This window comes from Acinetobacter sp. YH01003, assembly GCF_013420525.1.
Classification (GTDB): domain Bacteria; phylum Pseudomonadota; class Gammaproteobacteria; order Pseudomonadales; family Moraxellaceae; genus Acinetobacter; species Acinetobacter towneri.
The window spans coordinates 108032-133721 of record NZ_VOXY01000006.1; the positions used below are offsets into that span (position 1 = coordinate 108032).

At 42.2% G+C, this 25690-nt stretch carries 22 protein-coding genes and 1 pseudogene; 16 read left to right on the top strand and 7 right to left on the bottom strand.

The features are described 5' to 3' along the window. Positions 1-18: 18 nt before the first annotated feature. Together FTT70_RS07625 and FTT70_RS07630 are read right to left on the bottom strand one after the other, a co-directional pair. Entirely contained in the window at positions 19-1665 is a 1647-nt protein-coding gene (locus FTT70_RS07625; protein ID WP_131260752.1) for an acyl-CoA synthetase, read from the bottom strand. A gap of 202 nt (positions 1666-1867) precedes the next feature. Beyond that, complete coding sequence (locus FTT70_RS07630; RefSeq protein ID WP_004975134.1) at positions 1868-2896, bottom strand: AraC family transcriptional regulator; 1029 nt, start codon at positions 2894-2896, stop codon at positions 1868-1870. 121 nt (positions 2897-3017) lie between these two features. Here FTT70_RS07630 and FTT70_RS07635 point away from each other — a divergent pair. The 8 genes and pseudogenes from FTT70_RS07635 (at position 3018) to FTT70_RS07670 (ending at position 11725) form a co-directional block, all read left to right on the top strand. Then, a pseudogene (locus FTT70_RS07635) lies at positions 3018-4735 on the top strand (neutral/alkaline non-lysosomal ceramidase N-terminal domain-containing protein). 191 nt (positions 4736-4926) lie between these two features. Next, positions 4927-6210, top strand: coding sequence for a D-arabinono-1,4-lactone oxidase (locus tag FTT70_RS07640; protein WP_180168466.1), 1284 nt, complete (start codon positions 4927-4929; stop codon positions 6208-6210). A gap of 58 nt (positions 6211-6268) precedes the next feature. Next, positions 6269-7438: an alanine racemase gene (locus FTT70_RS07645; protein ID WP_104852460.1), complete on the top strand. Its 1170-nt coding sequence runs from the start codon at positions 6269-6271 to the stop codon at positions 7436-7438. 188 nt (positions 7439-7626) lie between these two features. Then, positions 7627-9549, top strand: coding sequence for a threonine--tRNA ligase (gene thrS, locus FTT70_RS07650; protein ID WP_004975142.1), 1923 nt, complete (start codon positions 7627-7629; stop codon positions 9547-9549). 5 nt (positions 9550-9554) lie between these two features. Continuing rightward, positions 9555-10103, top strand: coding sequence for a translation initiation factor IF-3 (infC, locus tag FTT70_RS07655; protein WP_096902435.1), 549 nt, complete (start codon positions 9555-9557; stop codon positions 10101-10103). Between the two features lie 211 nt (positions 10104-10314). Beyond that, entirely contained in the window at positions 10315-10932 is a 618-nt protein-coding gene (locus tag FTT70_RS07660) for a glutathione S-transferase N-terminal domain-containing protein (RefSeq protein ID WP_004975146.1), read from the top strand. Between the two features lie 72 nt (positions 10933-11004). Continuing rightward, on the top strand, positions 11005-11289 hold the full coding sequence (locus FTT70_RS07665; RefSeq protein ID WP_180168467.1) for a hypothetical protein: 285 nt from the start codon (positions 11005-11007) through the stop codon (positions 11287-11289). A 7-nt stretch (positions 11290-11296) separates the two neighbouring features. After that, positions 11297-11725, top strand: a complete 429-nt coding sequence (locus FTT70_RS07670; protein WP_004975149.1) for a YqaA family protein — start codon at positions 11297-11299, stop codon at positions 11723-11725. 28 nt (positions 11726-11753) lie between these two features. Here FTT70_RS07670 and FTT70_RS07675 read toward each other — a convergent pair whose 3' ends face one another. Further along, entirely contained in the window at positions 11754-12512 is a 759-nt protein-coding gene (locus FTT70_RS07675) for an energy transducer TonB (protein ID WP_026438356.1), read from the bottom strand. A 340-nt stretch (positions 12513-12852) separates the two neighbouring features. On the opposite strand from FTT70_RS07675, the gene rpmI reads away from it, so the two are divergent. Both rpmI and rplT read left to right on the top strand, forming a co-directional pair. Next, complete coding sequence (gene rpmI, locus FTT70_RS07680; protein WP_004975152.1) at positions 12853-13047, top strand: 50S ribosomal protein L35; 195 nt, start codon at positions 12853-12855, stop codon at positions 13045-13047. An 11-nt stretch (positions 13048-13058) separates the two neighbouring features. Continuing rightward, positions 13059-13418: a 50S ribosomal protein L20 gene (gene rplT / locus FTT70_RS07685; RefSeq protein ID WP_004975153.1), complete on the top strand. Its 360-nt coding sequence runs from the start codon at positions 13059-13061 to the stop codon at positions 13416-13418. Positions 13419-13710: 292 nt separating this feature from the next. On the opposite strand, the gene FTT70_RS07690 is transcribed toward rplT, so the two are convergent. Then, positions 13711-14739: a hypothetical protein gene (locus tag FTT70_RS07690; RefSeq protein WP_180168468.1), complete on the bottom strand. Its 1029-nt coding sequence runs from the start codon at positions 14737-14739 to the stop codon at positions 13711-13713. A 159-nt stretch (positions 14740-14898) separates the two neighbouring features. On the opposite strand from FTT70_RS07690, the gene pheS reads away from it, so the two are divergent. The 3 genes from pheS to FTT70_RS07705 all read left to right on the top strand — a co-directional run bounded on the left by pheS (position 14899) and on the right by FTT70_RS07705 (position 18728). Continuing rightward, a complete protein-coding gene (gene pheS, locus FTT70_RS07695; RefSeq protein WP_004975156.1) occupies positions 14899-15879 on the top strand; it encodes a phenylalanine--tRNA ligase subunit alpha in 981 nt (326 codons plus the stop codon). A gap of 174 nt (positions 15880-16053) precedes the next feature. Then, a complete protein-coding gene (pheT, locus tag FTT70_RS07700) occupies positions 16054-18435 on the top strand; it encodes a phenylalanine--tRNA ligase subunit beta (RefSeq protein WP_104852457.1) in 2382 nt (793 codons plus the stop codon). Beyond that, positions 18432-18728, top strand: coding sequence for an integration host factor subunit alpha (locus FTT70_RS07705; RefSeq protein ID WP_004649746.1), 297 nt, complete (start codon positions 18432-18434; stop codon positions 18726-18728). Before pheT ends, FTT70_RS07705 begins: the two co-directional genes overlap by 4 nt. Before the next feature lie 370 nt (positions 18729-19098). Here the strand turns inward: FTT70_RS07705 and FTT70_RS07710 are convergent, their stop codons facing one another. The 3 genes from FTT70_RS07710 to trxA form a co-directional block, all read right to left on the bottom strand. Further along, on the bottom strand, positions 19099-19386 hold the full coding sequence (locus FTT70_RS07710) for a hypothetical protein (RefSeq protein WP_004975160.1): 288 nt from the start codon (positions 19384-19386) through the stop codon (positions 19099-19101). Between the two features lie 421 nt (positions 19387-19807). Continuing rightward, positions 19808-21076 (bottom strand): transcription termination factor Rho, encoded by a 1269-nt coding sequence (gene rho, locus FTT70_RS07715; protein ID WP_004975162.1) that lies wholly within the window; start codon positions 21074-21076, stop codon positions 19808-19810. A 336-nt stretch (positions 21077-21412) separates the two neighbouring features. Further along, positions 21413-21739: a thioredoxin gene (gene trxA, locus FTT70_RS07720; protein ID WP_004975164.1), complete on the bottom strand. Its 327-nt coding sequence runs from the start codon at positions 21737-21739 to the stop codon at positions 21413-21415. A gap of 271 nt (positions 21740-22010) precedes the next feature. Here trxA and ppx point away from each other — a divergent pair, with 271 nt between their 5' ends. From ppx to tilS, 3 genes are read left to right on the top strand one after another with little or no spacing between them, the layout of a single operon-like run. Then, complete coding sequence (gene ppx / locus FTT70_RS07725; RefSeq protein WP_004975167.1) at positions 22011-23531, top strand: exopolyphosphatase; 1521 nt, start codon at positions 22011-22013, stop codon at positions 23529-23531. A 32-nt stretch (positions 23532-23563) separates the two neighbouring features. Next, positions 23564-24385, top strand: a complete 822-nt coding sequence (locus tag FTT70_RS07730; RefSeq protein WP_004975170.1) for an acetyl-CoA carboxylase carboxyltransferase subunit alpha — start codon at positions 23564-23566, stop codon at positions 24383-24385. Continuing rightward, positions 24322-25668, top strand: coding sequence for a tRNA lysidine(34) synthetase TilS (tilS, locus tag FTT70_RS07735; protein WP_104852453.1), 1347 nt, complete (start codon positions 24322-24324; stop codon positions 25666-25668). Before FTT70_RS07730 ends, tilS begins: the two co-directional genes overlap by 64 nt. Positions 25669-25690: the final 22 nt, after the last annotated feature.

Below are 25690 nucleotides of genomic sequence, written 5' to 3' on the forward strand. Positions count from 1 at the left end.
TGTAAGGATTTTCAAATTTTAGCCGAACTCACCGACTGAACGCTCTTTGGCCCATTCACGCAGTACAAATTTTTGTAATTTACCTGTCGATGTTTTTGGAATTTCAGTAATCACCACATCCTTTGGTACTTTAAAACGCGCCAAATGTTGACTGCAATAGGCAATAATTTCTTCAGGGCTGACCTGCTTGCCTTCTTTCAGTTCAATAAAGGCACACGGGACTTCCTGCCAACGTGGATCTGGTTTTGCCACCACTGCAGCAGTCAAAATTGCAGGATGTTGATACAACACCTCTTCCACTTCGAGTGAAGAAATATTTTCACCACCTGAAATAATCACATCTTTAGAGCGGTCAGTAATTTTGGCGTAGCCATCGGGTTGGCAGACAGCTAAATCGCCCGTATGGAACCAGCCACCTGCAAATGCTTCTGCGGTGGCTTCTGGGTTTTTCAAATAACCTTTCATCACGATATTGCCACGGAACATAATTTCGCCCATGGTTTTGCCGTCTTTTGGTACAGGTTGCATGGTTTCTGGGTCTAAAACTTTCATGCCATCTTGCAGCGGATAAGGCACGCCTTGACGCGAATGTAATTGTGCTTGTTCTTGAATGGATAGGTCGCTCCAGCCTGCTTGAGAAGCACACAGCGCAGATGGGCCATAGGTTTCAGTTAAGCCATAAACGTGAGTTACGTTAATGCCAATATTGCGCATACCTTCAATAATTGCTGCTGGCGGTGCAGCACCCGCAACCATCACTTCAACACGGTGATCAAACTGAGTCTTTTTCTCCTCAGGGGTGTTGATGAGCATCGACAAGACAATTGGCGCACCGCAGAAATAATCGACTTTGTGCTCTGCAATTAATTTAAAAATCAGTTCAGGGTCGACTTTACGTAAGCAGATATTGGTGCCACCGTTGGCTGCCATCGTCCATGCAAAGCACCAGCCATTACAGTGGAATAGGGGCAGTGTCCATAGGTAGGTTGCACGTGGGGTCATCCCGCAGGCAATAATATTACTGGCTGCATTAATGTAGGCACCGCGATGATGATAGACCACGCCTTTCGGGTTGCCTGTCGTGCCAGACGTATAGTTCAGGCTAATTGCATCCCATTCATCTTGTGGCAAATGCCATTCAAAATTTGGGTCACCTGCAGCCAGCCAAGTTTCGTATTCAATCTGTCCGATGCTAAGGGCATTGGCAGCATGCTCATATTCTGCATCGTTGACATCAATCACGTAAATTTCATGATTGACCATCGCTAAGGCTTCTTGTGCCAAAGCCGCAAATTCAGGGTCAACCAAAAGCACTTTGGATTCTGCATGATCGAGCATAAACGCCAGTGTTTTGGCATCTAAACGAGTGTTTAGTGTGTTCAGCACTGCACCCGCCATTGGCACAGCAAAGTGTGCTTCTAGCATGGCAGGAACATTCGGAAGCAGCACCGAAACAGTGTCATTTTTGCTGATGCCTAAATTTTGAAGTTGATGTGCAAATTGGCAGCAGCGCAAATAAGTTTCGCGCCAGGTAATTTGACGTGAACCGTGAATAATCGCGTTTTGGTGCGGGTAAATATAAGCTGCCCGTTCTAAGTAACGTAACGGGGACAAGGCGACAAAGTTCGCAGGGGTACGCGGTAATTCATCGTATGCGCTGACCATTGTTATTCTCCATAATATGTGTCGTTATTTTATCCAACTTAAAAAGATAGGGATTTTATGGCAGCTTTGCAGTTATGCTTTAGTCGAAAATCTGTTGTTTTTGTTTTGAATCGCTTGTAAGTACATTTAAAAAATAGTTTAAGTAAAATTTAGCAGCTATTTTTTATTCAATAAAAATAGTAGCTTATTGGAAAATATTAACTTATTCTGTCATTTGGCTTTTATAGAGTGATGGGCTGAGACCTGTCCAACGCTTAAATGCACGTCGAAATTCGCGTAATTCACTAAAGCCAAGTTGTTGGCTAATTTCAGTCATGCTCAAAGGCTGTTGTAGCAGTTGTTTGGCTTTATTTTCCAAAACGTGTTGGCGCAGGTTTTGGAAGTTGCAGCCTTCGGCAAGTAATTGTCTGCGTAAATGTCTTTCGCTCATTTGAAAATGTTGTGCCGCTTGGTGCATATCAAAGTGCTGAGGTAAATGCTGTTCGATTAGATAACTCAACACGTGTGCATATTGCTGTTGATTAATCGCCTGCATATCCTGATACGCTTGTTGGCAGACACGCAGGGCGGTGCTGTAATTGGCGGCACTAGAGGTTTTAATTTGGCGTCCTAAAATCTCTGGTCGGAACACCAAAGCATTCATGTATGATGAAAAGTGCAGAGGACATTGATAATGCACCTGATAAGCCTCTAAATAGTCGGGTTGGGCAAAACTAAAATGCACTTCGACCAAATCTTGATGATTGCCAAGCATGACGTCTAAGCAGCTAACAATACTGGAGAGGACTTCATCGCAAAAAAAGCGCAGTAAGTTCCCCGTGGGATAACGCTCTTTCATCACCAGTGTAGGAGAGGTCGAGGAAAAATCGTACTCCAAATCCATCACACTGCCTGAAATGGGATGGTACTGCAGTCCTGTCTGTAAGGCTTCTACAACATTTTGACTGGACACCATGGCAAAACCGAGCATGCCCATGGAAATCAGCCCCTTGTCACGTCCAATTTCTAAGCCTAAATGTGCACATTGAGTGTCTTGCAGGGCGCGTGTCACCACTTTGCAAATATCTTGAAATGAAACAAAACCATTGCCTTGGACGATTTGATCAAGATCTTGAGAAATTCCCTGAAACCATGGTTGATAGGGGATCTGTTGTTCTTTGGCGTAATGAATCAGACCTGACAATAAGGCAGGCGGCACGTGCTGCAGCAAGTAGTTTGAAGTTGCTGACATAAGTCCGATTATCCCCCCATGCCATTGTCGCTTTGACCCTTATTTGCCGTGATGCAATTTTGTTTAATGGCGTTGATCAGCGTCATGACTGATTGTATAGATGAAAAGGAATACGATTGCAATGTATTTGGTGGGTTGGGATAAACAGGAAATTCATATTCAGCCAAAAGGGCTTGCCATGTTTGGTTATGGCAACTGGAAACATCGTGCCTATGAACAACGAACAGCTTTATTTGCCCGCAGTATTTGTATTCAAACCTTAGACAATGACTTATTAATTTTTTGCTGTCTGGATATGGGGTGTGTGACCTATGCCATGCGTCATTTAGCGATACAGCGTTTACAGCGTAAACTGGGGGAGCGTTTTCAGCCGCAGCGTTTGGTATTGATGGCAACGCATACTCATTCTGCACCTGGCGGTTGTGCACATGAAGCGTTGTACAATATGCCCACACCTGGTTTTGTGCCTGAACATTTAAATGCAGTGGTCGATGCGATTGTGGGCAGTGTGCTCAAAGCTTTGGCGACCCAGAAAAAACCGATATTTATATGAGCAATGGTCGTTTTGCAGAAGAAACGCCAGTGGCATGGAATCGCTCTTTAACAGCGTATAACCGTAATCCTGATGTATCTCGTAGAACGCTGGAACAGGCACATTTGGCCTTAGATCGTGATATGCAATTGCTTGGTTTTTATCGCGAAGGTAATTTACAGGCAGTTTTTTCTTTATTTGGGGTGCATGCTACCTGTTTAAGCAGTCGTTTAAGCGCTCATGATGGTGATAACAAAGGTTATGCCGCACTTTGTACCGAGCGTGCACTGCAACAACGTGGGGTCAAAAATCCTGTGGCAATTTTTGCCCAAGCCGCAGCGGGTGATGTTTCTCCACATTATCATGGCCCTGAGCAGTCACAGGTACGTGCTGCAATGCGCGATGAAAAAGAATACGAATATACACAGCAAAATGGTCGCTATCAAAGTGAATTGGCACTGAAAGCTTTGGCACATAGAGGTACGCCGTTAATGGGAGCTTTAGATGCTGTGTGCCATTATGTCGATTTAAGCAATATTGAAATTCCAGTTGAATTTGCGATGGGGCAAACAGATGCAAAAACCAGTGCAGCCTGTCATGGTGCAGCATTTTTTGCAGGAACACCTGTAGATGGTGCAGGTGTGGCACAACCGATTTTTAAAGGTATGCAATGGTTAGCGCAGCGAGTGAAAAAGAAAAAGTTGAGTAATCCTCAAGCCGCAGATTATACCTATTATCAACAGCTATATGCCTCACAAGGCCCCAAAGATATTGTGCTGGAATGTGGTTCTAAAACCATTTTTGGCAAGCCACTGAATCATTATCCTAAATTTTTAGACAAACTGATTGCAGAAATGAACAAGCAGGCCAGTGTAGGCGCAATTGATCATAGCTTGTTGGTACCGAATGTAGTGCCATTACAATTAATTAAAATTGGCGACTTAACCTTGCTGTGCTGTCCTGGGGAAATTACTACTGTTGCAGCTAAGCGGCTCAAAGTAACCGTACAACAAGAATTGGAATCGACTCAAAAAGTATGGTTGGCTTCATATTGCAATGATTATATGGGCTATGTGACCACCTTCGAGGAATATCAACAACAAGCCTATGAAGGTGGTCACACTTTATATGGACAGTGGACTTTGGCAGCGTTGCAAACTAAATTTCAATATTTCGCAGAGCAATTGAATTTGCCTATTCCACAACGCGATACAGCATCGTTATTACCGCCCGCTGTACCTTTGGATGAATTAGAAAAAAGAACATATCGTGACAGTTTGAAAGCTAATGCGCTAAATGAATTGTAGTTTTTTTATACATTGTTCCATGTGAAACATATTCTAAATCATGTACTAGTCAGGAGGTTAATCTAAATCAATATGGATAGAGAGGTCATTTATCTCATCCATGTGTCTCTATTTTTTTAATGCGGTACTTTAAAAAGTAACGCAAAACAAACTGCAATAAAAATAAATGCCACGCAGAAAAAGGAAGGATTATGAAACAGCGTTGGAGTAACTGGTCTGGAAAGCAAACAGCCTATCCAGACTTTTTACAGCCGAAAAATGTAGATGAACTGAAAAAAATTGTGCGAAAGCACGACAAAATTAGAATGGTCGGAGCAGGGCATTCCTTTAGCCCCTTAGCCACAACCGATGATGTGATGGTGAATTTAGATCATATTCAGGGGGTGCATCAATTTAATGCACAAAAGCAGCAATGCACCTTACATGCAGGGACTCGGCTGTACAAACTGGGTGAATGTCTAGCTCCGATTCATCAGGCGCTGCAAAATCAGGGCGATATTGATCATCAGAGTTTGGCAGGTGTGGTTGCAACAGGAACACATGGCACAGGTGTGGATTTACCTTGTCTATCGGCTTTGGTGACTGATTTTGAACTGCTCATAGCAGAGGGTGAGGTGTTGCAATGTTCACCTGAACACAATGCTGAAATTTTTCAGGCAGGTCGGGTCGCGCTGGGCAGTTTTGGGGTGATGACCAAAATCACTTTACAAAACCGTTCGCGCTATAAACTCAAAGAGCAGCTACGTTTATGTGCCTTGAGTGATATTTATCAATATATAGACCGTTGGAAGCATCAACATCGCCATATTGAGTTTTGGGCATTTTTACACAGTGATCAGGTGATTTTAAAAACCTTAGATGAGAGCCGAGGATTGACGGATCCTCGTCCGCAACATTGGTTATCAGAAGACCGTTTATTAAATTTTTGTTCGGAAATAACCCGTGTTTTTCCACAGTTAAATCCGTATTTACAATCTTTGTTGGGCGTGTTTATCAAACCGAGTACTCATGTCGATTGGTCGAGTCAAATTTTCCCAACGCCACGCAATACCAAATTTAACGAAATGGAATACCAATTGCCTGCCGAGCAAGGTTTGGCGTGTTTAGAAGAATTATTGGCGGTTTTGAAACAACAGCGTGTCGCCATGTTTTTCCCAATCGAGTTTCGCTATGTCAAAGGCGATGATATTTGGCTGAGTCCTTTTTATGGACGGGATTCGGTGTCTATTTCAATCCACCAATTTTATAAACAAGATTGCCAACATATTTTTAAATGGGTCGAACCGATTTTACAAAAATATCAGGGACGTCCACATTGGGGCAAATTGCACAGTATGCAAGCGGATCAATTACGTGAGTTATATCCAAAATGGGATGATTTTATGCAACTTCGTGAGCAGCTTGATCCACAGCAAAAATGGATTAATCCATATTTAAGACAAATTTTCACGATTCCAAGTTTGAGTGCGGCGTGATGTTCAATAAACAACTCAAGCAATCGCAAAATAAGAGCATTCAATTAGGGAGCGTGACATGCAAAGTGATTATTTTCAGCAACTCACCCACAGTTTGCAGCAACAGGGTACAGGAACACCGCAACTGATTGTGGATATGGCACGTTTTCAGCATAACTTGGATTATGTTGCAGCCCATTTGCCTGCACGGTTGCAACCACGACTGGTGGTGAAATCGCTAGCGTGTTTGGAGATATTGCAACACGCAAGCCAAAGTCTGAATACGCAGCGTTTTATGTTGTTTCATCTGCCACATTTGTATGAAGTGATGCAGCACTTTCCACAAGCAGATGTACTGTTTGGCAAGCCAATGCCAATACGTGCGGTAGATGCTTTTTATCAGCAGGTGATGGCGTCTGCTGAGAATATCCAATTGCATTTACAATGGTTGGTTGATCAACCTGCACGTTTACAACAGTATTTACATTTGGCACAACAACGCCAGCTTTGTTTGAATATTAATCTTGAAATTGATATCGGTTTGCATCGTGGTGGGGCGCAAGATCATGCTGGATTTATGCAAATGCTGGAATTGATTCAGCAGCATCCACAACATTTAAAACTGTCAGGTTTGATGGGGTACGATGCGCATGTGGTGAAATTACCAAATGTATTTCATGCACAAGCCAAAGCCTATCAACACTCACAGCAGCAATATAGAAATTATAAACAACTGATTCAGCATCATTTTCCAAAGTTGTGGCAGGATGACTTGTGTTTTAACGGTGGTGGTAGCCTGACATTTATGCAGCATTGTCAGCACAGTGAATGTAATGATCTGGCTTTTGGTTCGATGTTGCTTAAACCCAGTGATTTTGATTTAAAAATCTTGTCAGATTTGCAATCGGCTTTGTGGATTGCAACACCTGTTTTAAAGGTATTGGCTGCGGTACTAGTGCCAGGCTTAGATCGTTTGCAGTCCTATTTGCCACAATCCAATCAAGCCGTTTTTGTTTATGGTGGCTATTGGATGGCAGATTATGTTTATCCTGAGAGCAGTCATCCACATGCTTTATACGGACGCAGTAGCAATCAAGAGTTGATTCAAGTACCCAAACAGCATCGCATCCAAATAGATGATTATGTATTTTTACGCCCGCAACAGAGTGAGGCGGTGTTGCCACAGTTTGAAGCGGTGTATGCCTATCAACATGGACAATTCACGCCGTGGGCAACCTTTAGGGAATAAAAACAGCTGAAATGCCGATTCTTTGGCTTTTTTAGTACACAAAGGTTTAAACCTGTACGCAAGCCGTGTAAAATTTAAGGCGCTTTTTATTTATACACCGTTTTTATCTTTTGAGGGTCTCCCTTAATCATAATCTCGCGGTGATATGCTCCATGGTACGGGGCATCACTCCTTAAGGATTTTTATCTATGCCTATTATCACTTTGCCAAATGGCGATCAAAAACAGTTTGATCAAGCCGTATCTGTGATGGAAGTTGCTCAAAGCATCGGTCCGGGTCTTGCCAAAAATACAGTTGCTGGACGTGTGAATGATCGTTTGGTCGATGCCTGCGATTTAATTACCGAAGACGCAACCCTACAAATTATTACGCCTAAAGATGAAGAAGGCGTAGAGATTATCCGTCACTCATGTGCGCACTTGGTGGGGCATGCGGTAAAACAGCTTTTTCCTGAAGCGAAAATGGTGATTGGTCCTGTCATTGAAGAAGGTTTCTACTATGACATTTGGATGCCACGTCCATTTACGTTAGATGACTTGGCAGCAATCGAAGAGCGCATGAAAAAGCTCATCGACCAAGATTATGATGTTGTAAAAAAAATGACCCCGCGTGATGAAGTGATTGCAGAATTTACAGCGCGTGGCGAAGAATATAAATTACGTTTGATTGCAGACATGCCAAACGAAACCCAAATGGGCTTGTACTATCATCAAGACTATTTGGATATGTGCCGTGGTCCACACGTTCCAAACACTAAATTCTTAAAGTCGTTCAAACTCACCAAAATTTCTGGCGCTTACTGGCGCGGTGATGCGAAAAACGAACAGTTACAACGTATTTATGGTACGGCTTGGGCAGACAAAAAGCAGCTCGCGGCGTATATCAAACGTATTGAAGAAGCAGAAAAGCGTGACCACCGTAAAATTGGTAAAGCTTTGGACTTGTTCCACATGCAGGAAGAAGCGCCGGGCATGGTGTTTTGGCATCCAAATGGTTGGACGATTTACCAAGTACTTGAGCAATACATGCGTAAAGTACAACAAGACAACGGTTACCTAGAAATTCGTACCCCGCAAGTGGTCGATTTCACGCTATGGGAAAAATCAGGACATGCTGCCAACTACGCAGACAATATGTTTACCACCCATTCTGAAAACCGTAACTATGCAGTAAAACCAATGAACTGCCCATGTCACGTACAAGTCTTTAACCAAGGGCTAAAGTCATATCGTGATTTGCCAATTCGTCTGGCAGAATTTGGTTCATGTCACCGTAACGAGCCATCAGGTTCACTGCACGGCATTATGCGCGTACGTGGCTTTACTCAAGACGATGCCCACATTTTCTGTACCAAAGAACAAATTGGGCCAGAAGTTGCAGACTTCATCAAACTGACTTTAGATGTTTATAAAGATTTCGGTTTTGAAGAGGTGCAAATGAAACTGTCTACACGTCCTGAAAAACGTGTGGGAGATGATGCACTTTGGGATATGGCAGAAAAATCTTTGGCTGATGCCTTGGATGCTGCAGGTCTGGAATGGGAGTTACAACCGGGTGAAGGTGCGTTCTACGGCCCGAAAATTGAATTCTCACTGAAAGACTGCTTAGGTCGTGTGTGGCAATGTGGTACAATTCAGTGTGACTTTAACTTGCCTGAGCGTTTAGAGGCATCTTATGTCACTGAAGACAATGATCGTGATCAGCCTGTAATGTTGCACCGCGCAATTCTTGGCAGCTTTGAACGATTTATTGGTATACTTATTGAGCACTATGCAGGCTTTATGCCACCATGGTTAGCGCCAGTGCAAGCTTGTGTCATGAATATTACCGATTCACAAGCTGCTGCAAGTGAACAGGTCGTCGCAAAACTTAAAGAAAACGGTATTCGTGCTATTTCTGACTTGAGAAATGAGAAAATCGGCTTTAAGATTCGTGAGCGTACATTAGAGCGTATTCCATACTTACTGGTACTTGGGGACCGTGAAGTGGAAGAAGGAACGGTAAACGTCCGTACTCGCTCAGGAACAAATTTGGGTACTATGTCAATTGATGCTTTCATTGACCTAGTGAAAACAGCCGTCGCAGAACGCGGCCGGTATATTGTGGAGTAACAGCGATTAAACAGCCTGACCGTAATCAACAGGGCGGAAAATCTAACCGTCCTGCTTTGAATGATGAAATTCGTGCAAAAGAAGTCCGTCTTGTAGACGAAAATGGTGAGCAAAAAGGTATTGTAAGCTTGGCTGATGCATTACGCGCAGCAGAAAGCGTTGACCTTGACTTGGTGGAAATTGTGGCAAATGCCGAACCACCGGTGTGCAAAATCATGGACTTTAACAAGCATTTGTTTGATCTAAAGCAAAAGCAGAAAGAAGCGAAGAAAAAACAGCATCAAGTACAGGTGAAAGAAATCAAGCTCCGCCCTGCGACTGATGTTGGTGATTACAACGTAAAATTACGTGCAATTATCAAATTCCTTGAAGAAGGGAACAAGGTAAAAATCACTTTACGCTTCCGTGGTCGTGAAATGGCTCACCAACAGTTAGGTTTGGCTCAATTGCAAAAAGTTGAAGCAGATGTAATTGAATATGGTGTAGTTGAACAAGCACCAAAAATGGAAGGTCGTCAAATGGGTATGTTGCTTGGTCCTAAAAAGAAAAAGTAATCCCATCTTGAACAAAAGAAGCACTGCACCTTGGCGGTGCTTTTTTTTGCGTGATGAAAGTGAGCATCTATGTTTCATGTTTATGAGATATGCCATTCGATAAAAAAACTCTACGCAGCGACACGCAACAAACGCTTAAAAACATGCTATAACTAAAACCGCAGTAGAAGAATGCTGGTCAAAAAGCAAAAAAAGTAATGAAGGATAAAACATGATTGATCTTTATTATTGGGGCACCCCCAACGGTCATAAAATTAGTATTGCACTTGAAGAAATGGGTTTGGAATATCAAATTTTCCCCATCAATATTTCAGAAGATGATCAATTTCAGCCAGATTTTTTAAAAATTTCGCCCAATAATAAAATTCCTGCAATTGTCGATCAGAACGGTCCGCGTGGTGAGCCAATCTCTGTGTTTGAGTCGGGTGCAATTTTGCAATATCTAGGGCGCAAAACTGGCATGTTTTATCCTACCGATGAACAGGAGCGTGTTGAAGTAGAGCAGTGGCTCATGTGGCAAATGGGTGGTTTTGGTCCAATGTTAGGACAGAATCATCATTTTAGCCGTTATGCACCAGAGAAAATTCCTTATGCGATTGAACGCTATATCAATGAATCCAAGCGTTTGTATGGCGTGTTAAATAAGCAGTTGATGGGGCAAAAGTACGTGGCGGGCGAATATTCAATTGCTGATATGGCTATTTTGCCGTGGGCGTTACGTCATGACTGGCAAAATATTTCGCTGGAAGATTATCCGTATGTACAAGACTATATTACACGGCTGACTGCGCGCCCTGCAGTGCAGAAAGCACTCGCGATTCAAGTTTAAATCTACTTTTATGCTAAGATGCCAGCCACCTGATACCTCACTTTTTCAGGTGGCTTTTTTATTGGATGAGCTATGAAAGAATTTTTTTTAAACTTTACCAAGATTGTTGAGCAAAATGCCAAAGTGTATTGGAGCATTATTTTGGGCATTGTGTCTTGCTTGATCTTATTTGTGATCGAAGCATTTCATGTGCAGAATATGATTGCGGCTTTAAATAGCACAGATCAACAGGTTTTACGTGCTGCGATTGAGCCTGTTACTCAGCGTTATACATGGGCACGTGCGGCACTTATTTTGCTTAGTATTGTTTGGGCGAACTGGGAATATCGTAAAACCAAGCAGGCTTTAGGGCTTTAAATCGTCTATGCTTTGGACGCTGTTTGGTTTATTTTTATCTGCATTTGGTGCGGCAACTTTATTGCCTTTACAGTCCGAAGCTGTGTTGTTGGGGCTGTTATATGAAGGCAGCTATGCACCCATTTGGCTGATTAGCATTGCCAGTCTAGGCAATATTTTAGGTTCTTGTGTGAACTGGTATTTGGGACTCAAGATCGAACATTATAAAGATAAAAAGTGGTTTCCTGTTTCGGCTACACAATTAGAAAAAGCACAGCACACCTACGCCAAATATGGGTTTTGGTCTTTACTGCTCAGTTGGGTGCCGATTATTGGTGATCCAATTACGCTGATTGCAGGTTTAATGAAAGAACATTTTGCCCGTTTTGTGTTGATGGTGAGTCTAGCCAAAATCGGGCGTTATCTGTTTATTTATTTTGTTTATACATGGGTTTAAGCAAGCAACCCCTATTATCTATAGACACTTATGACTGTTCTTGAGCATCACACGTGTTTAAATCAAAATAAATTTCATCTTTTAATTTTGACTTTTTATACAGCCAAAATTGACGCGGTACATCTACTTGAGCAGCTTTCACTGCAGCTAAAACTTGTTGATCAAGTGCGTATTGTCCCGAACCTTGTGTCAATTTCACACGTTTCACTTCGCCATGCTTATTTACTTTGAATTGAAACTTTAACTTACGTGAGTGATTTTTTAAATCTTCCGCACTTAAGTTTAATTGTGGTTGACTACGATACTTAAATTGAACTTTTTGCTGTTGTTGCTGTGCTAACCATTGTTTAGATTGAAAATCAAACTGGCAATCTTCGTGCTGGTTATCCTGAAATCTTAAATTAAAGCTTTGAAAACCAATGGTCGGTACGGCAGTATCTTCTACATAGGTCGGTTGAATTTCAGCAGTGCGAACCGCTTGTAATAAGGCATCATCTAATTTTTTCAGCCCTGTACTTTCTTGAATAGTGGCTTGACTGATTTTGCCGGTTTCATCTGCATAAATACGCACAATTGCAGCTCGGTTTTGTTGATTTAAATCTTCATTTTTATATTTGGGTTGTGGAAACTTGCGCCATGCTAAGCGTGTGGTGAGATGAGCAGGCAAGGCAGCACTTTTTTGTACTTCGAGTGTGGCTTTTGGTGTCGATTTCTGCTGCGGTGGTTTTGCAAAAAGATGCGTCGCACTGAGTCCAAGCAATAGAGTTATATATAAAGATGTTTTCATCATATTACGGTCTTTTTTATCTCACACAAGACGAGGCGAAGTATTGATGGAATTGTGGATAATCGCAAGGGTAATCCGCAACTTATTGCAAGTTTTTAGGGTGTTGATCTGCACAATTTTTGACAGAGCTTTAGCTTTATTTTGAATTGTAGTGGGTGTTCACAATTCCAGTATTTTTTCCTGAGTTGAATTACGGCAAATGAGTGAGGTAATGATCATTTTTTATTTAGCCAATATGCTTTTGTTTTAAGCAAAGATGCTTTAGAATACTCGCTCCCTTACCTGCAGGTCGTTTTTGCAATGGTGCAGACGTGCCGAACAGGTGTTTAAAGAGGTTGTTATGGCTAAGTTAAAAACTCGCCGTGGTGCAGCTAAACGTTTCAAAGCGACTGCTAACGGTTTCAAGCGTAAACAAGCGTTCAAACGCCACATTTTGACCAAAAAATCTGCTAAACGTATCCGTCAATTGCGCGGCTGTGTAATGGTTCACGTGAGTGACGTTGCTGCTGTTCGTGCTATGTGCCCATACATCTAAGGAGATTATAAATGGCTCGTGTAAAACGTGGTGTACAGGCTCATCGCCGTCATAAAAAAATTCTTGCTCGTGCTAAAGGTTACTATGGTGCTCGTTCACGCGTATATCGCGTAGCGTTCCAAGCGGTAATCAAAGCAGGTCAATACGCTTACCGTGACCGTCGTCAAAAGAAACGTCAATTCCGTGCTTTATGGATTGCGCGTATCAATGCGGGCGCTCGTCAAAATGGTTTATCGTACAGCCGTATGATCGCTGGCTTGAAAAAAGCACAAGTGATTATCGACCGTCGCGTACTTGCTGACATCGCTATGCATGACGCAGTTGCATTTGCTGCTTTAGCTACAAAAGCTAAAGATGCATTAGCTGCATAAGTCTTTATGACTTAAAAGAAAGACCGCATTTGCGGTCTTTTTTTATGCCTGAAATTTAGGGTCTCTGCCAAGTTTCATAACTCAATCTGAGAAATTTTTAGCCACAGCCTGAGCAAAAACAAGCACAGCTTTGTTTGCAGCGGAAGGCGCAGCGAAGGACAAGCATATTTTTTGCTGCTATTGCGTTATGTGCCGGTCATTTAGAATGACTAAATTTCCTGTCCCATGCCTTATATCAGCTAAAAAATATGCGTTGTCGCAAACATAGACGAATTGTCAACAGCCCCTAAGCTTATAAACCAAAATAATAGGCAGCTGCACAAATAACCACAGTCATTAAAATCAGTTTAATCACGGCAGATGTACCCACTTTATGCGTAGCTGCAGGTGTTGGTATTTGTGGTGAAGCGATGTTTTGTACTTGGCTAGGCGTTGATTCAAAAGGATCAGGTGTTTGCACTGGCGTGAGCTGTGCGGTCTTATAATGGTTTGCCACCTTAGTGATAAATTTGGCGTGTAAATCTTCAAGTTTCTGAGAAAAATGACGTAAATTGAGTTGTTCGCTTGGTTCAAGTTCTGTGCCATCGGCATGATAAGGATGCTGGATTTTATTCTGGATGAATTGATCCAGTGCATCTAAACAATACAGCATCTGATGTGCATAGGCAGCAGGGTAGTCTGCGGGAATTAACGCCAAAGTTGGGTACATGCTTTCAGTTGCGTTTTGAGTAAGATCTACACCGAAATAAGGTTTAGCGCTTTGCTCTGGTTCAACAAACTCTGCAGCACAAGGATTTAAAAATAACTCGGAGCGAATAAAGCGATCAATTTCATCCCAGTTTGGAGAGGCAAAATCTGTATCGAGCTGTCTGGCAAGTTTGTGATTTAATTGATAACGCCACATGACTTCTTGACGTAGCTCGCTCTGTTGGGAAACAGGCGCCATATAATCTTGTTCTGCGGTATACCATTCTGCAAGCTCTTTTCCGAAAATCCAAGCAGATTTGTGCTGTGCCTCGTGACTCACAATAAAGTGTGCAAAAGGCAATAACTCTACATTTGGATTGGGGTTTTTTTCATCATTTAAAATACTTGCCTGATGTAGGCTTAAACGTCGCACACCTTGTTGTTTAAGATGCTCTAACCAGATTTGAAAGTGTTGTGCCAGTAAATGTTGTGACAATAAATCACGAAACTGAATTTGATGCTGGTTAAACACTTGATGCTTGAGCCAATGATTAAAACTTAAATCTTGAGCCAAATATTCATTGCCATAAGTCACAAGGGCAAGTTGCTGTTTCCAAATCTGATCGAGCGCCATAATGTTGAGATCTCGTGGTGATTGGCTTTATCTTATACTTTTTGTATTTCAAGATGCTAATCTAATTTTCATTACATCGAAGCTTCATCAAAGCGACTAAAAACTGTTAGAATACGGGGTTTTTAAATTATTTCTAAATTGTTGCTTTTGAGAGTTACTATGTCACTGGAAGCCCTGACCAATGAAGCGCTCGCTGCAATTGCAGCAGCAGAGGACCTTGCTACACTCGACCAGGTGCGAGTGCAATTTACGGGGAAAAAAAGCCAGCTTGCGGAACAATCCAAAGCACTGGGTAAAATGGACCCTGAACAGCGTAAAGAATTTGGTGCACAAATTCATGCTGTGCGTGAAGCAATCAATGCGGCATTAACTGCGCGTCAAACTGAATTACAACAAGCGGCTTTGGCACAAAAACTGGCGAATGAAACCGTTGATATTACTTTGCCAGGTCGTGGTCAAAGCATCGGCAGTATTCACCCAGTTACGCAGGTACAGGAACGTATTTGCCAATTCTTTACCAAAGCAGGTTTTACCGTGGCAACGGGCCCAGAAGTTGAAGATGACTATCACAACTTTGAAGCGTTGAATATTCCAGGACATCACCCTGCGCGTGCCATGCACGATACTTTCTATTTTGATGTGAATCATTTATTGCGTACCCACACGTCGGGCGTACAAATTCGCACCATGGAAAATCAACAGCCGCCTATTCGTATTGTTTGTCCTGGTCGTGTGTATCGCTGTGACTCAGACCAAACACACTCACCGATGTTCCATCAAATTGAAGGCTTATACGTCGCAGAAAATACCAGTTTTGCAGAACTCAAAGGTTTGTTGATTAACTTATTAAATGAATTCTTTGAAAAAGACTTAAAAGTACGTTTCCGCCCATCTTATTTCCCATTCACAGAGCCAAGTGCTGAAGTGGATATTATGGATGAACGTGGTCGCTGGTTGGAAGTTTTGGGCTGCGGTATGGTGCATCCAAACGTGTTACGCGCTTCAGGCATCGACCCAGAAAAATATAAAGGTTTTGCCTTCGGTTTAGGGGTAGAGCGTTTTGCGATGTTGCGTTATGGCATCAATGACTTGCGTATGTTCTACCAAAATGATGTGCGTTTCTTGCGCCAGTTTGCTTAAAACTTTTTAAACAACCTTTCCTAAAATTAGGAGAGGGAAAAGAGATTATTTTTAAATTTTAAAAATCCCCCTAAATCCCCCTTTGTAAAAGGGGGACTTACGCGAAATAAATAGAAGTGTGGGAATTCCCCTCTTTGTTAAAGAGGGGTTAGGGGAGATTCAGGAAATGAATGTATGAAAATTAGCGAAAATTGGCTACGCACGTGGGTTAACCCAGCCATTGACAGCGATACTTTATCGAATCAACTCACGATGCTGGGTCTAGAAGTTGATGATATGTCACCAGCAGCAAAGCCATTTACAGGCGTTGTGGTGGGTGAAGTCTTAACGGTTGAACAGCATCCAGATGCAGATCGTTTACGTGTGACTACGGTAAATATTGGTTCAGGTGAGCCGTTGCAGATTGTGTGTGGTGCGCCAAACGTGCGTGTAGGTATGAAAGCACCTGTGGCAACCATTGGTGCGGTATTGCCAGGCGACTTTAAAATCAAAAAAGGCAAACTGCGTGGTGTGGAATCACAAGGGATGCTCTGCGGCGCATCAGAAATTGACCTTGAAGATAAACTTGATGGTTTATTGGAACTGCCTGCAGATGCACCTGTAGGTGTGAATGTACGTGAATATCTTGATCTAGATGACCATGTCATTGATATCAGTATTACTCCAAACCGTGGTGATTGTTTCAGTATTCGTGGTATTGCCCGTGAAATTGGGGTGATTAACCAATTGCCAGTGAATACACCTGACATTCAGGCAGTAGCGGCAACTATTCAGGATGAAAAAACTGTACAAAGTTTGACGGAAGGCTGCCCACGTTATTTAGGTCGTGTGATTAAAAATGTAAATACCAAAGCCGCTACACCTGAGTGGATGGAGCGCGCGTTGGCACGTTCAGGTATCCGTCAGCACAGTATTTTGGTTGATATTACCAACTATGTCTTGATTGAATTGGGTCAGCCAATGCACGCTTTTGATGGTGCTAAAATTCAAGGTGGCATTCAAGTTCGTCAAGCGACTGCAGCAGAAAAATTGGTGCTGTTAAACGAGCAAGAAGTTGAGCTGCAAGATGATGTGATGGTGATTGCCGATGACGCAAAAGTATTGGCGATGGCGGGCATCATGGGTGGTTTATCTTCTGCGGTAAGTGATGAAACCACAGAAATTTTCCTTGAATCCGCTTTCTTTGCACCATTGCATATCGCAGGTCGTGCACGTCGTTATGGTTTGCATACCGATGCCTCACAGCGTTATGAACGTGGTGTCGATTTTGAATTGCCATTATTGGCGATGAACCGTGCATCACAACTGATTGCAGAATTTGCTGGCGGCGAATTTGGTCCAATTACAGTGGCAGAACAAGCAGCACAATTGCCAACACGTGAAGCAATTGCGTTAAATCAAGCGCAAGTCGATCAGCTCTTGGGTTATCACGTTGATGCTACATTTATTGCTGATGCTTTAACTCGTTTAGGCTGCGAAGTTACTGTTCAAGCTGAAGGTCAGTGGAGCGTTGTACCACCATCACATCGTTTTGATATGGCAATTTACCAAGACTTAATTGAAGAAGTTGCTCGTATTCACGGTTATGACAACATTCAAATCAGTTTGCCTGTGATTGATGTGCAATTAGCAAAATACCAAGATCAGTTTGAAGTTGCGCAATTACGTCAAACCGCAGTGACTTTAGGTTATCAAGAAGCAATTAGTTTTAGCTTTGCCGATGCAAAATTGGAAAAACAATTAAACCCTGCAGTGAATCCGTTGGCATTGGCGAATCCAATTTCAAGCGATTTGGCAGTAATGCGCTCAACGTTGTTATCCAGCTTAATTCCATGCGTTCAGTACAACGTGAATCGTCAACAAAACCGTGTGCGTTTCTTTGAGTTGGGTTTACGTTTTGATTATCAACATGCAGCAAGCATTCATGACTTGAAGCAAATTCCAACTTTGGCATTGATTGCGGTAGGTGCTAAACATGCAGAATCTTGGCATGCTAAAGCTCAGCCTATGGATTTCTTCGATTTTAAAGGCGATATTGAAGAAATTTTAGCTGCAGGTCGTGTGCAGGTAGAGTATGTTCGTTCAGAGCGTACTTGGTTGCATCCTGGACAATCTGCTGAAATTTTGGTAGATGGTCAGTCTATTGGTTACTTTGGTCGTTTACATCCATCTTTAGAAGATGAGCTGGATTTAGGCACGGCTTGGGTAGCAGAACTCGATCAAACAGCAGTTTTGCAAACTTATGTATCTAATTTTACAGAATTATCACGTTTTCCATCGGTTAGACGTGATATTGCGCTTTTAATTAGTGATAAGATAAATGTAAGCGAAATTCAGCAACTTATTGAAAAAACGGGTGGAGCGCTGTTAGACTCAACTTGGTTATTCGATGTGTATACTGGACAAGGTGTTGAACAAGGCAAGCGTTCTTTGGCTTTTGCTCTGTTATGGCAACATCCAACACGTACACTTGAAGATGCTGAAATTAAATCTGGTATGGATAACATTCTGCAAGTGTTGGAAAACACTTACCAAGCGACATTGAGGGCTTCATGACAGCATTAACAAAAGCAGAAATGGCTGATCATTTAAGTGAGCTCACGAGTTTAAACCGCCGTGAAGCGAAACAAATGGTCGAGTTATTTTTTGATGAGATCAGCCAAGCACTGATCTCTGGCGAGCAAGTTAAACTTTCAGGGTTTGGGAACTTCGAGTTACGTGATAAACGTCAACGACCTGGTCGCAACCCGAAAACAGGCGAAGAAATTCCAATTTCAGCCCGCCGTGTAGTCACATTCCGCGCAGGGCAGAAATTCCGCCAGCGTGTGGGAAATGAGCAGATCGATTGATCTGCTTTTTTTTATGCTTTTTATAAGAGATTTTAGAAAGACGCTGTGATTTAGCAAGACATAGTGATTGATCTTGCAATTGAGAGACTTGAATCAAACTATGGATATGAATGAAAACACTGTAGAGCTGAACAAGACGCTACCTAAGAATTGAGCGTGGAGATGAGAAACCAAAAGGTTATATCGAAATAAATGCCGAATGGGGTTAAGTGTTTTGGTTAAATGCTTTTATATGCTGAATCATCTACTTGAAAAAGATGGATTGAGCGATTTGGAGATATTGTGCTGAGTAAAATAAATTTTAGACAAAATATTCAGAAATAAAAAAGAGAGCCATCGGCTCTCTTTTTGTACTGCATAATCGTATCGATTATTGAGCAGCAGCTTCAGAAGCAGCAGCAGCAGCGTCTACAGCAGCATCAGCAGCGTCAGTTGCAGCAGCAGCAGCAGTGTCAGCAGCATCTACAGCAGCTTCAGCGCCAGAAGCAACTTCTACAGCAGCAGCGTCAGCAGCAGCTTCAGCTTCAGATGCAGCTACAACAGCTTCAGATGCAGCAGCGTTAGCGTCAGCAGCAGCTTCTTCAGTTTTTTTAGCACAACCAACGAAAGCTAAAGTAGTAGCAACTGCAGCAGCAATAGCGATTTTTTTGAATAACATGGCATCACTCTCTAAAATATGAGATTAAAAAAAACCGACGTTAGTCTGTTGTATGCTTTTATTATTCCTAAATTTTGTTAGGCACTAACAACGCAGGCGCAGTCTAACTGGTCTGCGAATATGCTATCACTGCGCTTTTTGAATTGCTACTAGGTTGATTGAAAAAAAGGCAAAAAAACGCGAAAAATACGTGCTTTTTTAACAGAAAATAACAATTAATTTGGCATTTTAGATTGGAGAGTTGCACGGTAACTGGCTAAAAACTAAAAGGTTTTTAATAAATATTTTTTTATAATCATTTACTTAAAAATAAGTTTACATATACCGCGTGCAATTGTGTCTTTATGTAAATTTTGTCAACCAAATAAAAAAGCCATCGTTTTAAGATGACTTTTTTAGGTGTTCTAATATTTATAGCCGTTTAATTGGCTGCTTTACGTTTCATTTGATCAAAGAAGTCGTCATTAGTTTTGGTTTCTTTCATGCGATCAAGCAAGAATTCCATTGCTGCCAATTCATCTTGAGTGTGTAACAATTTACGCAAAATCCAAACTTTACGCAAATTATCTTCACTCATTAAGCGCTCTTCACGACGTGTACCTGATTTTTTGATGTTCATGGCAGGGAAAACACGTTTTTCTGCAATACGACGGTCTAAGGTAATCTCTTGGTTGCCTGTACCTTTAAACTCTTCGTAAATCACCTCATCCATTTTACTGCCAGTTTCAATCAGTGCAGTTGAAATAATGGTTAGAGAACCACCTTCTTCAATATTACGTGCAGCACCAAAGAAGCGTTTTGGACGTTCTAAAGCGTGCGCATCAACACCACCTGTTAAAACCTTGCCTGAAGAAGGTACGACAGTGTTGTAGGCGCGTGCCAAACGGGTAATCGAATCCAGTAAAATCACCACGTCTTTTTTATGTTCAACTAAACGCTTGGCTTTTTCAATGACCATTTCTGCAACTTGAACGTGACGAGCAGGTGACTCATCAAATGTTGATGCAATCACTTCACCGCGCACGGTGCGTTCCATTTCAGTCACTTCTTCAGGGCGTTCATCAATGAGAAGTACAATCAAGAACACTTCTGGGTTGTTACGAACAATCGACTGAGCGATGTTTTGTAGCAACATGGTTTTACCCGCTTTAGGCGGAGCCACAATAATTGAACGCTGACCTTTACCAATTGGCGCAACCAAATCTACCACACGTGCAGTTAAGTCTTCAGTTGTTCCATTACCTAACTCCATCACCAACTGTTCTGTTGGGAAAAGCGGGGTTAAGTTTTCAAATAAGATTTTATTACGTGAATTTTCAGGGGTGTCATAGTTAATTTGATTGACTTTGAGCAAAGCAAAATAACGTTCGCCTTCTTTTGGTGGACGAATCGTACCTGTAATGGTGTCACCCGTGCGCAGGTTAAAGCGACGAATTTGCGAAGGGCTGACATAAATATCATCTGGGCCAGCAAGGTATGAACCTGCAGCTGAGCGTAAGAAACCAAAACCATCAGAGAGAATTTCTAGAACGCCATCACCAAAAATCTCTTCACCATTCATGGCATGGCGCTTTAAGATGGCAAAAATAATGTCTTGCTTGCGGTTACGCGCCATTCCTTCAAGGCCCATAAACTCGGCAATCTTGATGAGTTCGCCAATCGGTTTTTTCTTGAGTTCGGTTAAATTCATAGAGGTTCTGATAGAATTAAAATTCTGGGGTACAGGTTAGAGAGGGAGCAACATTTAGCCGCATTCATACAATAAAATGAAAGCAATTGTATTTGCACAATAACGATTCAGAGCACTGATTCATTGTTTGATTGAAAAATGTGAAAAACAATTTCTGTTGCCGAGCGGCATTTTTGTGTTGTGTCTTTTCAGAAAGAGGATGAAAGATCCTGCGTTTCCTGAGCATGCAATATAAGAGAGAAACGTCTACTTGTCAATTTGTAGGCAAAAAAAATACGCCAATGCGTGGCGTATTTTTTTTCATCATCTCTATAAATAGACGATGGATCAATCGACTTAGATATTTTCGTCAATAAACGCAGTCAATTTAGATTTAGGTGCTGCACCGACTTGCTGTGCAACCACTTCACCATTTTTGAACATCAATAATGCTGGAATATTACGGATGTTGTAGTTCACTGCAGTTTGTTCGCAAGAGGTTACATCAACTTTTACAATTTTAACTTTGCCTTGGTATTCGTCTGCAAGTACTTCAAGTACAGGTGCAATTGCTTTACATGGCGCACACCAGCCAGCCCAGAAGTCAACCAATACAGGAGTATCCGATTGAAGAACATCTGCTTCGAAGTTTGCATCAGTGGTGTTTACGATGTTGCCAGACATGGATTACGCTCCAAATAATTTTTAAGATAGCTTTAGTTAGTATTACATAGCCATCTTGAACAAAGTAGGGGAATCTGTGGATTTTCCATTCAAAATACAAATTTGTCTAATTGATCGTGACGATAACGCTAAACGAAAATGCGAATTCTGTAACACAATTGTCATATATGCAGAAAATTTAAATAGTCGTCAAATTGTGCTGATAAATGGCTTTTAAATTAGGTGTATGTGAATTACTCTAGGCACAATTCTGTCTAGGTTTGTTTGAAGAATGTCTGATTTTTTAATTGATGAAGAGTTACTCGCAGCCATCGATATGGGGTCGAATAGTTTTCACTTGGCAATTGCACGGGTGGATCATGGTGAAGTAAAAAAAGTGGCATCAATGTCAGAAAAAGTACAGTTGGCCGCAGGTTTAGATGAAAATAAGAATTTGACCGAAGCTGCTCAACAACGTGGTTTGGCATGTTTGGCGCGTTTTGTAGGACGTTTAACTGCGGTGCAGTCAAATCGTTTGCGTATTGTGGCAACCAACGCATTGCGTCAGGCCAAAAATGGACATGAATTTATTCAAAAAGCCGCAGAAATTTTGCCTAAACCTATTGAAATTATTGCAGGGCGTGAAGAAGCCCGTTTAATTTATTTAGGCGTATCGCACACGATGGCAAATAGTGGTCGTCGTTTGGTAATTGACATTGGCGGTGGTTCGACAGAGTTGATTATTGGCGAAGAATTTGAGCCAATTCATACCGAATCTTTACAAATGGGCTGTGTGGCCTATACCAAAGCCTATTTTGCCGATGGTGAAATTAGCAAGAGCAGTTTTGAAAAAGCAGTGGTTGCAGCGCGTAAAGAACTGTATTCGATTGCCAATACTTATAAAGAAGCAGGTTGGGATACCGTTGCAGGTTCGAGCGGTACCATTAAAGCCTGTCGTCAAATTACGGTAAATATGGGCTGGAGCAATGAGCAGGAAAATCTGACTCGTGAAGGTTTAGAAAAACTCAAAGACCGTTTGCTCAAGTTTAAACACGTATCAGAAATGGAATTTGATGGTCTAAAAGAAGACCGTCGAGCAGTTTTGCCAGCAGGTTTGGCAATTTTATATGCGGTATTTGATGTATTAGATATCGATAAACTGGTGTATTCCGATGGGGCTTTGCGTGAAGGCGTAATGTATGACTTGTTGGGACGTTTCCAGCATGAAGACATTCGTGATCGCAGTGTACAGGCCTTGATGGGGCGTTATAACTCAGACCCGAAACAGGCTGGACGTGTGGTGAAAACTGCGCAACATTTATTTGACAGCGTGGCAGAATCATTAAAATTAAATAACGAAGATAGTGACTTATTGCGTCGTGCTGCGTACCTACATGAAATTGGTTTAGCCATCAGTCACAGCAGTTATCATCGTCACGGTGCATATTTATTGCAACATTCGGACATTCCCGGTTTCTCACAAATTGACCAAAACTATCTCTCGCATTTGGTCGGCAACCATCGTCGAAAGTTGCGCCAAGACGCGAAAACAGAAGCACTGAAAGCGGGTGGCAATAAAATTGTTTACTTAAGTTTGTTGCTTCGCCTTGCAGTTTTGGTCAACGCAAGTCGTAGCGATGCGATGCTTCCTGCCATTGAATTAAGCATCCGCAATGCGCAACAATGGCAGCTCAGCGTGTCGGGTGATGCCAAACAATGGCCATTGCTTGTCGCTGAATTGCACGATGAACAAGTGCAATTCAAGAATTGGGACATTGAATTGAATATTCAGTCGGAACAATTTGTCGATTAAGATTTGGTTAATTTAGGGATAACAGTCGACTTATGAAAAAAGCTGCTCAATCTAAAGCATGGAAAACCGTGCAAATTGCACGTCATCCTGAACGTCCGCAATTTCTAGACTATGTGGGTGAAATTTTCACTGAATTTGATGCCTTACATGGCGATCGTTTATTTGGTGATGATGGTGCAATGATCGGTGGATTGGCACGCTTTGATGGTCAGCCTGTCATGGTGATAGGTCAACATCGTGGTCGCAGTACCCGCGAAAAATTACAACACAACTTCGGGATGTGTAATCCAGAAGGCTACCGTAAGGCACAGCGTCTTATGGATATGGCAGAGCGTTTTAATCTGCCAGTTTTCACTTTTGTTGATACGATGGGTGCATACCCAGGTGTAGGTGCAGAGGAACGTGGTCAGGCAGAAGCGATTGCGACCAGCTTAGCGCAATTGTCGAACTTAAAAGTACCTGTAATTGCTACAGTATTGGGCGAAGGTGGTTCAGGCGGTGCGTTGGGTATTGGCGTGGCTGACCGTGTGGTAATGTTGTCACACAGTATTTACTCTGTTATTTCACCAGAAGGTTGTGCGTCTATTCTGTGGAAAACTGCAGAAAAAGCCGAACAAGCCAGTGAAGCATTGGCATTGACTGCAGAAAAACTGCAAAAGATTGGTATTGTAGAATACGTGGTTGATGAAGGTGAGGGTGCGCATTTAAACCCTGAACAAGTCATGCACAGTCTGAAAAATGTGTTAAAAGAAGCTTTGGATGAATTGCAAGCGATGGATGCAACACAACGATGCGAAGAACGTTACCAGCGTTTAATGAAGTTTGGCAGCGACAATTTAGGTCTAGCGTCTTAAGCCAATTACAGGCTTTTTCTGCACAGACAAAATTTTTAATCGGATGTAGTGGCGGCATGGATTCCATGCTGCTACTGCATCTTTTGTCGTTTTTGTGCCCTGAAAAAGTACGCGCGATTTATATTGATCACCAATTGCAAAGTCCAAGCGCAGCGTGGGGCACATTGGTGCAAGCCACCTGCCAAAATTTAAATGTGCCGTGTGTGCTGCAAAAAGTCAGTGTGTCTGAGGGTAATTTAGAAAATCAGGCACGTCAGGCGCGTTATCAGGCCTATATGCAGCACTTAGATAGCAACGAAGTTCTAGTATTGGCGCATCATCAGCAAGATCAGGCAGAAACCGTATTGCTGCGTTTGTTTTCAGGCGCAGGTGTGCAAGGACTTGCTGCCATGCAAGCTGTCGATGTGCGTGATGACATCAGTATTTGGCGTCCGTTATTGGATATTTCGCGTGAGCAGATTTGCCAATGGAGTGCTGAATTAAAGCTCGATTATGTGCAAGACCCAAGCAATCAGGATGTGCATTATGACCGAGCTTGGGCAAGAGAAATATTGTGGCCTGTCGTGCAACAGCGTTTTCCTAAAATGCAGCAAGCTGTGACGCGTACTGCAAACTTGATGCAAGATACTGAAAACATTTTGGCAGAAGTTTTGGCGCAGGATTTAGCTGCATGTGGCACAGACTCGCAGTTGAATTTAATTCAGTTACAACAATTGTCTTTGTCACGGCAACGTCAGCTATTATCGGCATGGATGAAAGGACAGGCACAATATCGCCCAAGTTTTGATATGGTCGAACGCTTGCAACGTGAGGTGATTCAAGCCAAAGCCGATGCACAAGCGGCATTACATTGTCAGGATTATTATTATCTGCGTTATCAGCAACAATTATTTCGTTTGCCGAAAGCGGAGTATTTAGCTGCAGAACATTTTGAGGCAGAAGAACAAGTGTTATGTTTGCAGGCAGATCAGACTTTTCAAGTGTGGTCTGGCTGTTATCAACTGCAACAAGCCAAAGTCGGTTTATCTGCAACTTTGCTGAATCGTCCGTTAACTTTACGGCCACGTTTGGGTGGTGAAAAAATTCATTTGTATGGTCGGGTGGGCACATGGCCACTGAAAAAAGCCATTCAGGAAGCACAAATTTTTCCGTGGACGCGTCATACAATTCAAATATTAAGCCTAGATAATGTTATGCTAGGCGTTTTTAGCCCCAAAGGCTTTTGGCTTGCACAGTCGGACTATTGTGTCGCAGATGGATGGCAACCGAATTTAGTCTCTTAACGACAAAGAACTCAACGAAGAG

Excerpts from the sequence above, each read along its gene's own strand:
- FTT70_RS07625 (WP_131260752.1), bottom strand. The coding sequence starts at position 1,665 with ATGGTCAGCGCATACGATGAATTACCGCGTACCCCTGCGAACTTTGTC.
- FTT70_RS07630 (WP_004975134.1), bottom strand. The coding sequence starts at position 2,896 with ATGTCAGCAACTTCAAACTACTTGCTGCAGCACGTGCCGCCTGCCTTA.
- FTT70_RS07640 (WP_180168466.1), top strand. The coding sequence starts at position 4,927 with ATGAAACAGCGTTGGAGTAACTGGTCTGGAAAGCAAACAGCCTATCCA.
- FTT70_RS07645 (WP_104852460.1), top strand. The coding sequence starts at position 6,269 with ATGCAAAGTGATTATTTTCAGCAACTCACCCACAGTTTGCAGCAACAG.
- thrS (WP_004975142.1), top strand. The coding sequence starts at position 7,627 with ATGCCTATTATCACTTTGCCAAATGGCGATCAAAAACAGTTTGATCAA.
- FTT70_RS07660 (WP_004975146.1), top strand. The coding sequence starts at position 10,315 with ATGATTGATCTTTATTATTGGGGCACCCCCAACGGTCATAAAATTAGT.
- FTT70_RS07665 (WP_180168467.1), top strand. The coding sequence starts at position 11,005 with ATGAAAGAATTTTTTTTAAACTTTACCAAGATTGTTGAGCAAAATGCC.
- FTT70_RS07670 (WP_004975149.1), top strand. The coding sequence starts at position 11,297 with ATGCTTTGGACGCTGTTTGGTTTATTTTTATCTGCATTTGGTGCGGCA.
- FTT70_RS07675 (WP_026438356.1), bottom strand. The coding sequence starts at position 12,512 with ATGAAAACATCTTTATATATAACTCTATTGCTTGGACTCAGTGCGACG.
- rpmI (WP_004975152.1), top strand. The coding sequence starts at position 12,853 with ATGGCTAAGTTAAAAACTCGCCGTGGTGCAGCTAAACGTTTCAAAGCG.
- rplT (WP_004975153.1), top strand. The coding sequence starts at position 13,059 with ATGGCTCGTGTAAAACGTGGTGTACAGGCTCATCGCCGTCATAAAAAA.
- FTT70_RS07690 (WP_180168468.1), bottom strand. The coding sequence starts at position 14,739 with ATGGCGCTCGATCAGATTTGGAAACAGCAACTTGCCCTTGTGACTTAT.
- pheS (WP_004975156.1), top strand. The coding sequence starts at position 14,899 with ATGTCACTGGAAGCCCTGACCAATGAAGCGCTCGCTGCAATTGCAGCA.
- pheT (WP_104852457.1), top strand. The coding sequence starts at position 16,054 with ATGAAAATTAGCGAAAATTGGCTACGCACGTGGGTTAACCCAGCCATT.
- FTT70_RS07705 (WP_004649746.1), top strand. The coding sequence starts at position 18,432 with ATGACAGCATTAACAAAAGCAGAAATGGCTGATCATTTAAGTGAGCTC.
- FTT70_RS07710 (WP_004975160.1), bottom strand. The coding sequence starts at position 19,386 with ATGTTATTCAAAAAAATCGCTATTGCTGCTGCAGTTGCTACTACTTTA.
- rho (WP_004975162.1), bottom strand. The coding sequence starts at position 21,076 with ATGAATTTAACCGAACTCAAGAAAAAACCGATTGGCGAACTCATCAAG.
- trxA (WP_004975164.1), bottom strand. The coding sequence starts at position 21,739 with ATGTCTGGCAACATCGTAAACACCACTGATGCAAACTTCGAAGCAGAT.
- ppx (WP_004975167.1), top strand. The coding sequence starts at position 22,011 with ATGTCTGATTTTTTAATTGATGAAGAGTTACTCGCAGCCATCGATATG.
- FTT70_RS07730 (WP_004975170.1), top strand. The coding sequence starts at position 23,564 with ATGAAAAAAGCTGCTCAATCTAAAGCATGGAAAACCGTGCAAATTGCA.
- tilS (WP_104852453.1), top strand. The coding sequence starts at position 24,322 with ATGCGAAGAACGTTACCAGCGTTTAATGAAGTTTGGCAGCGACAATTT.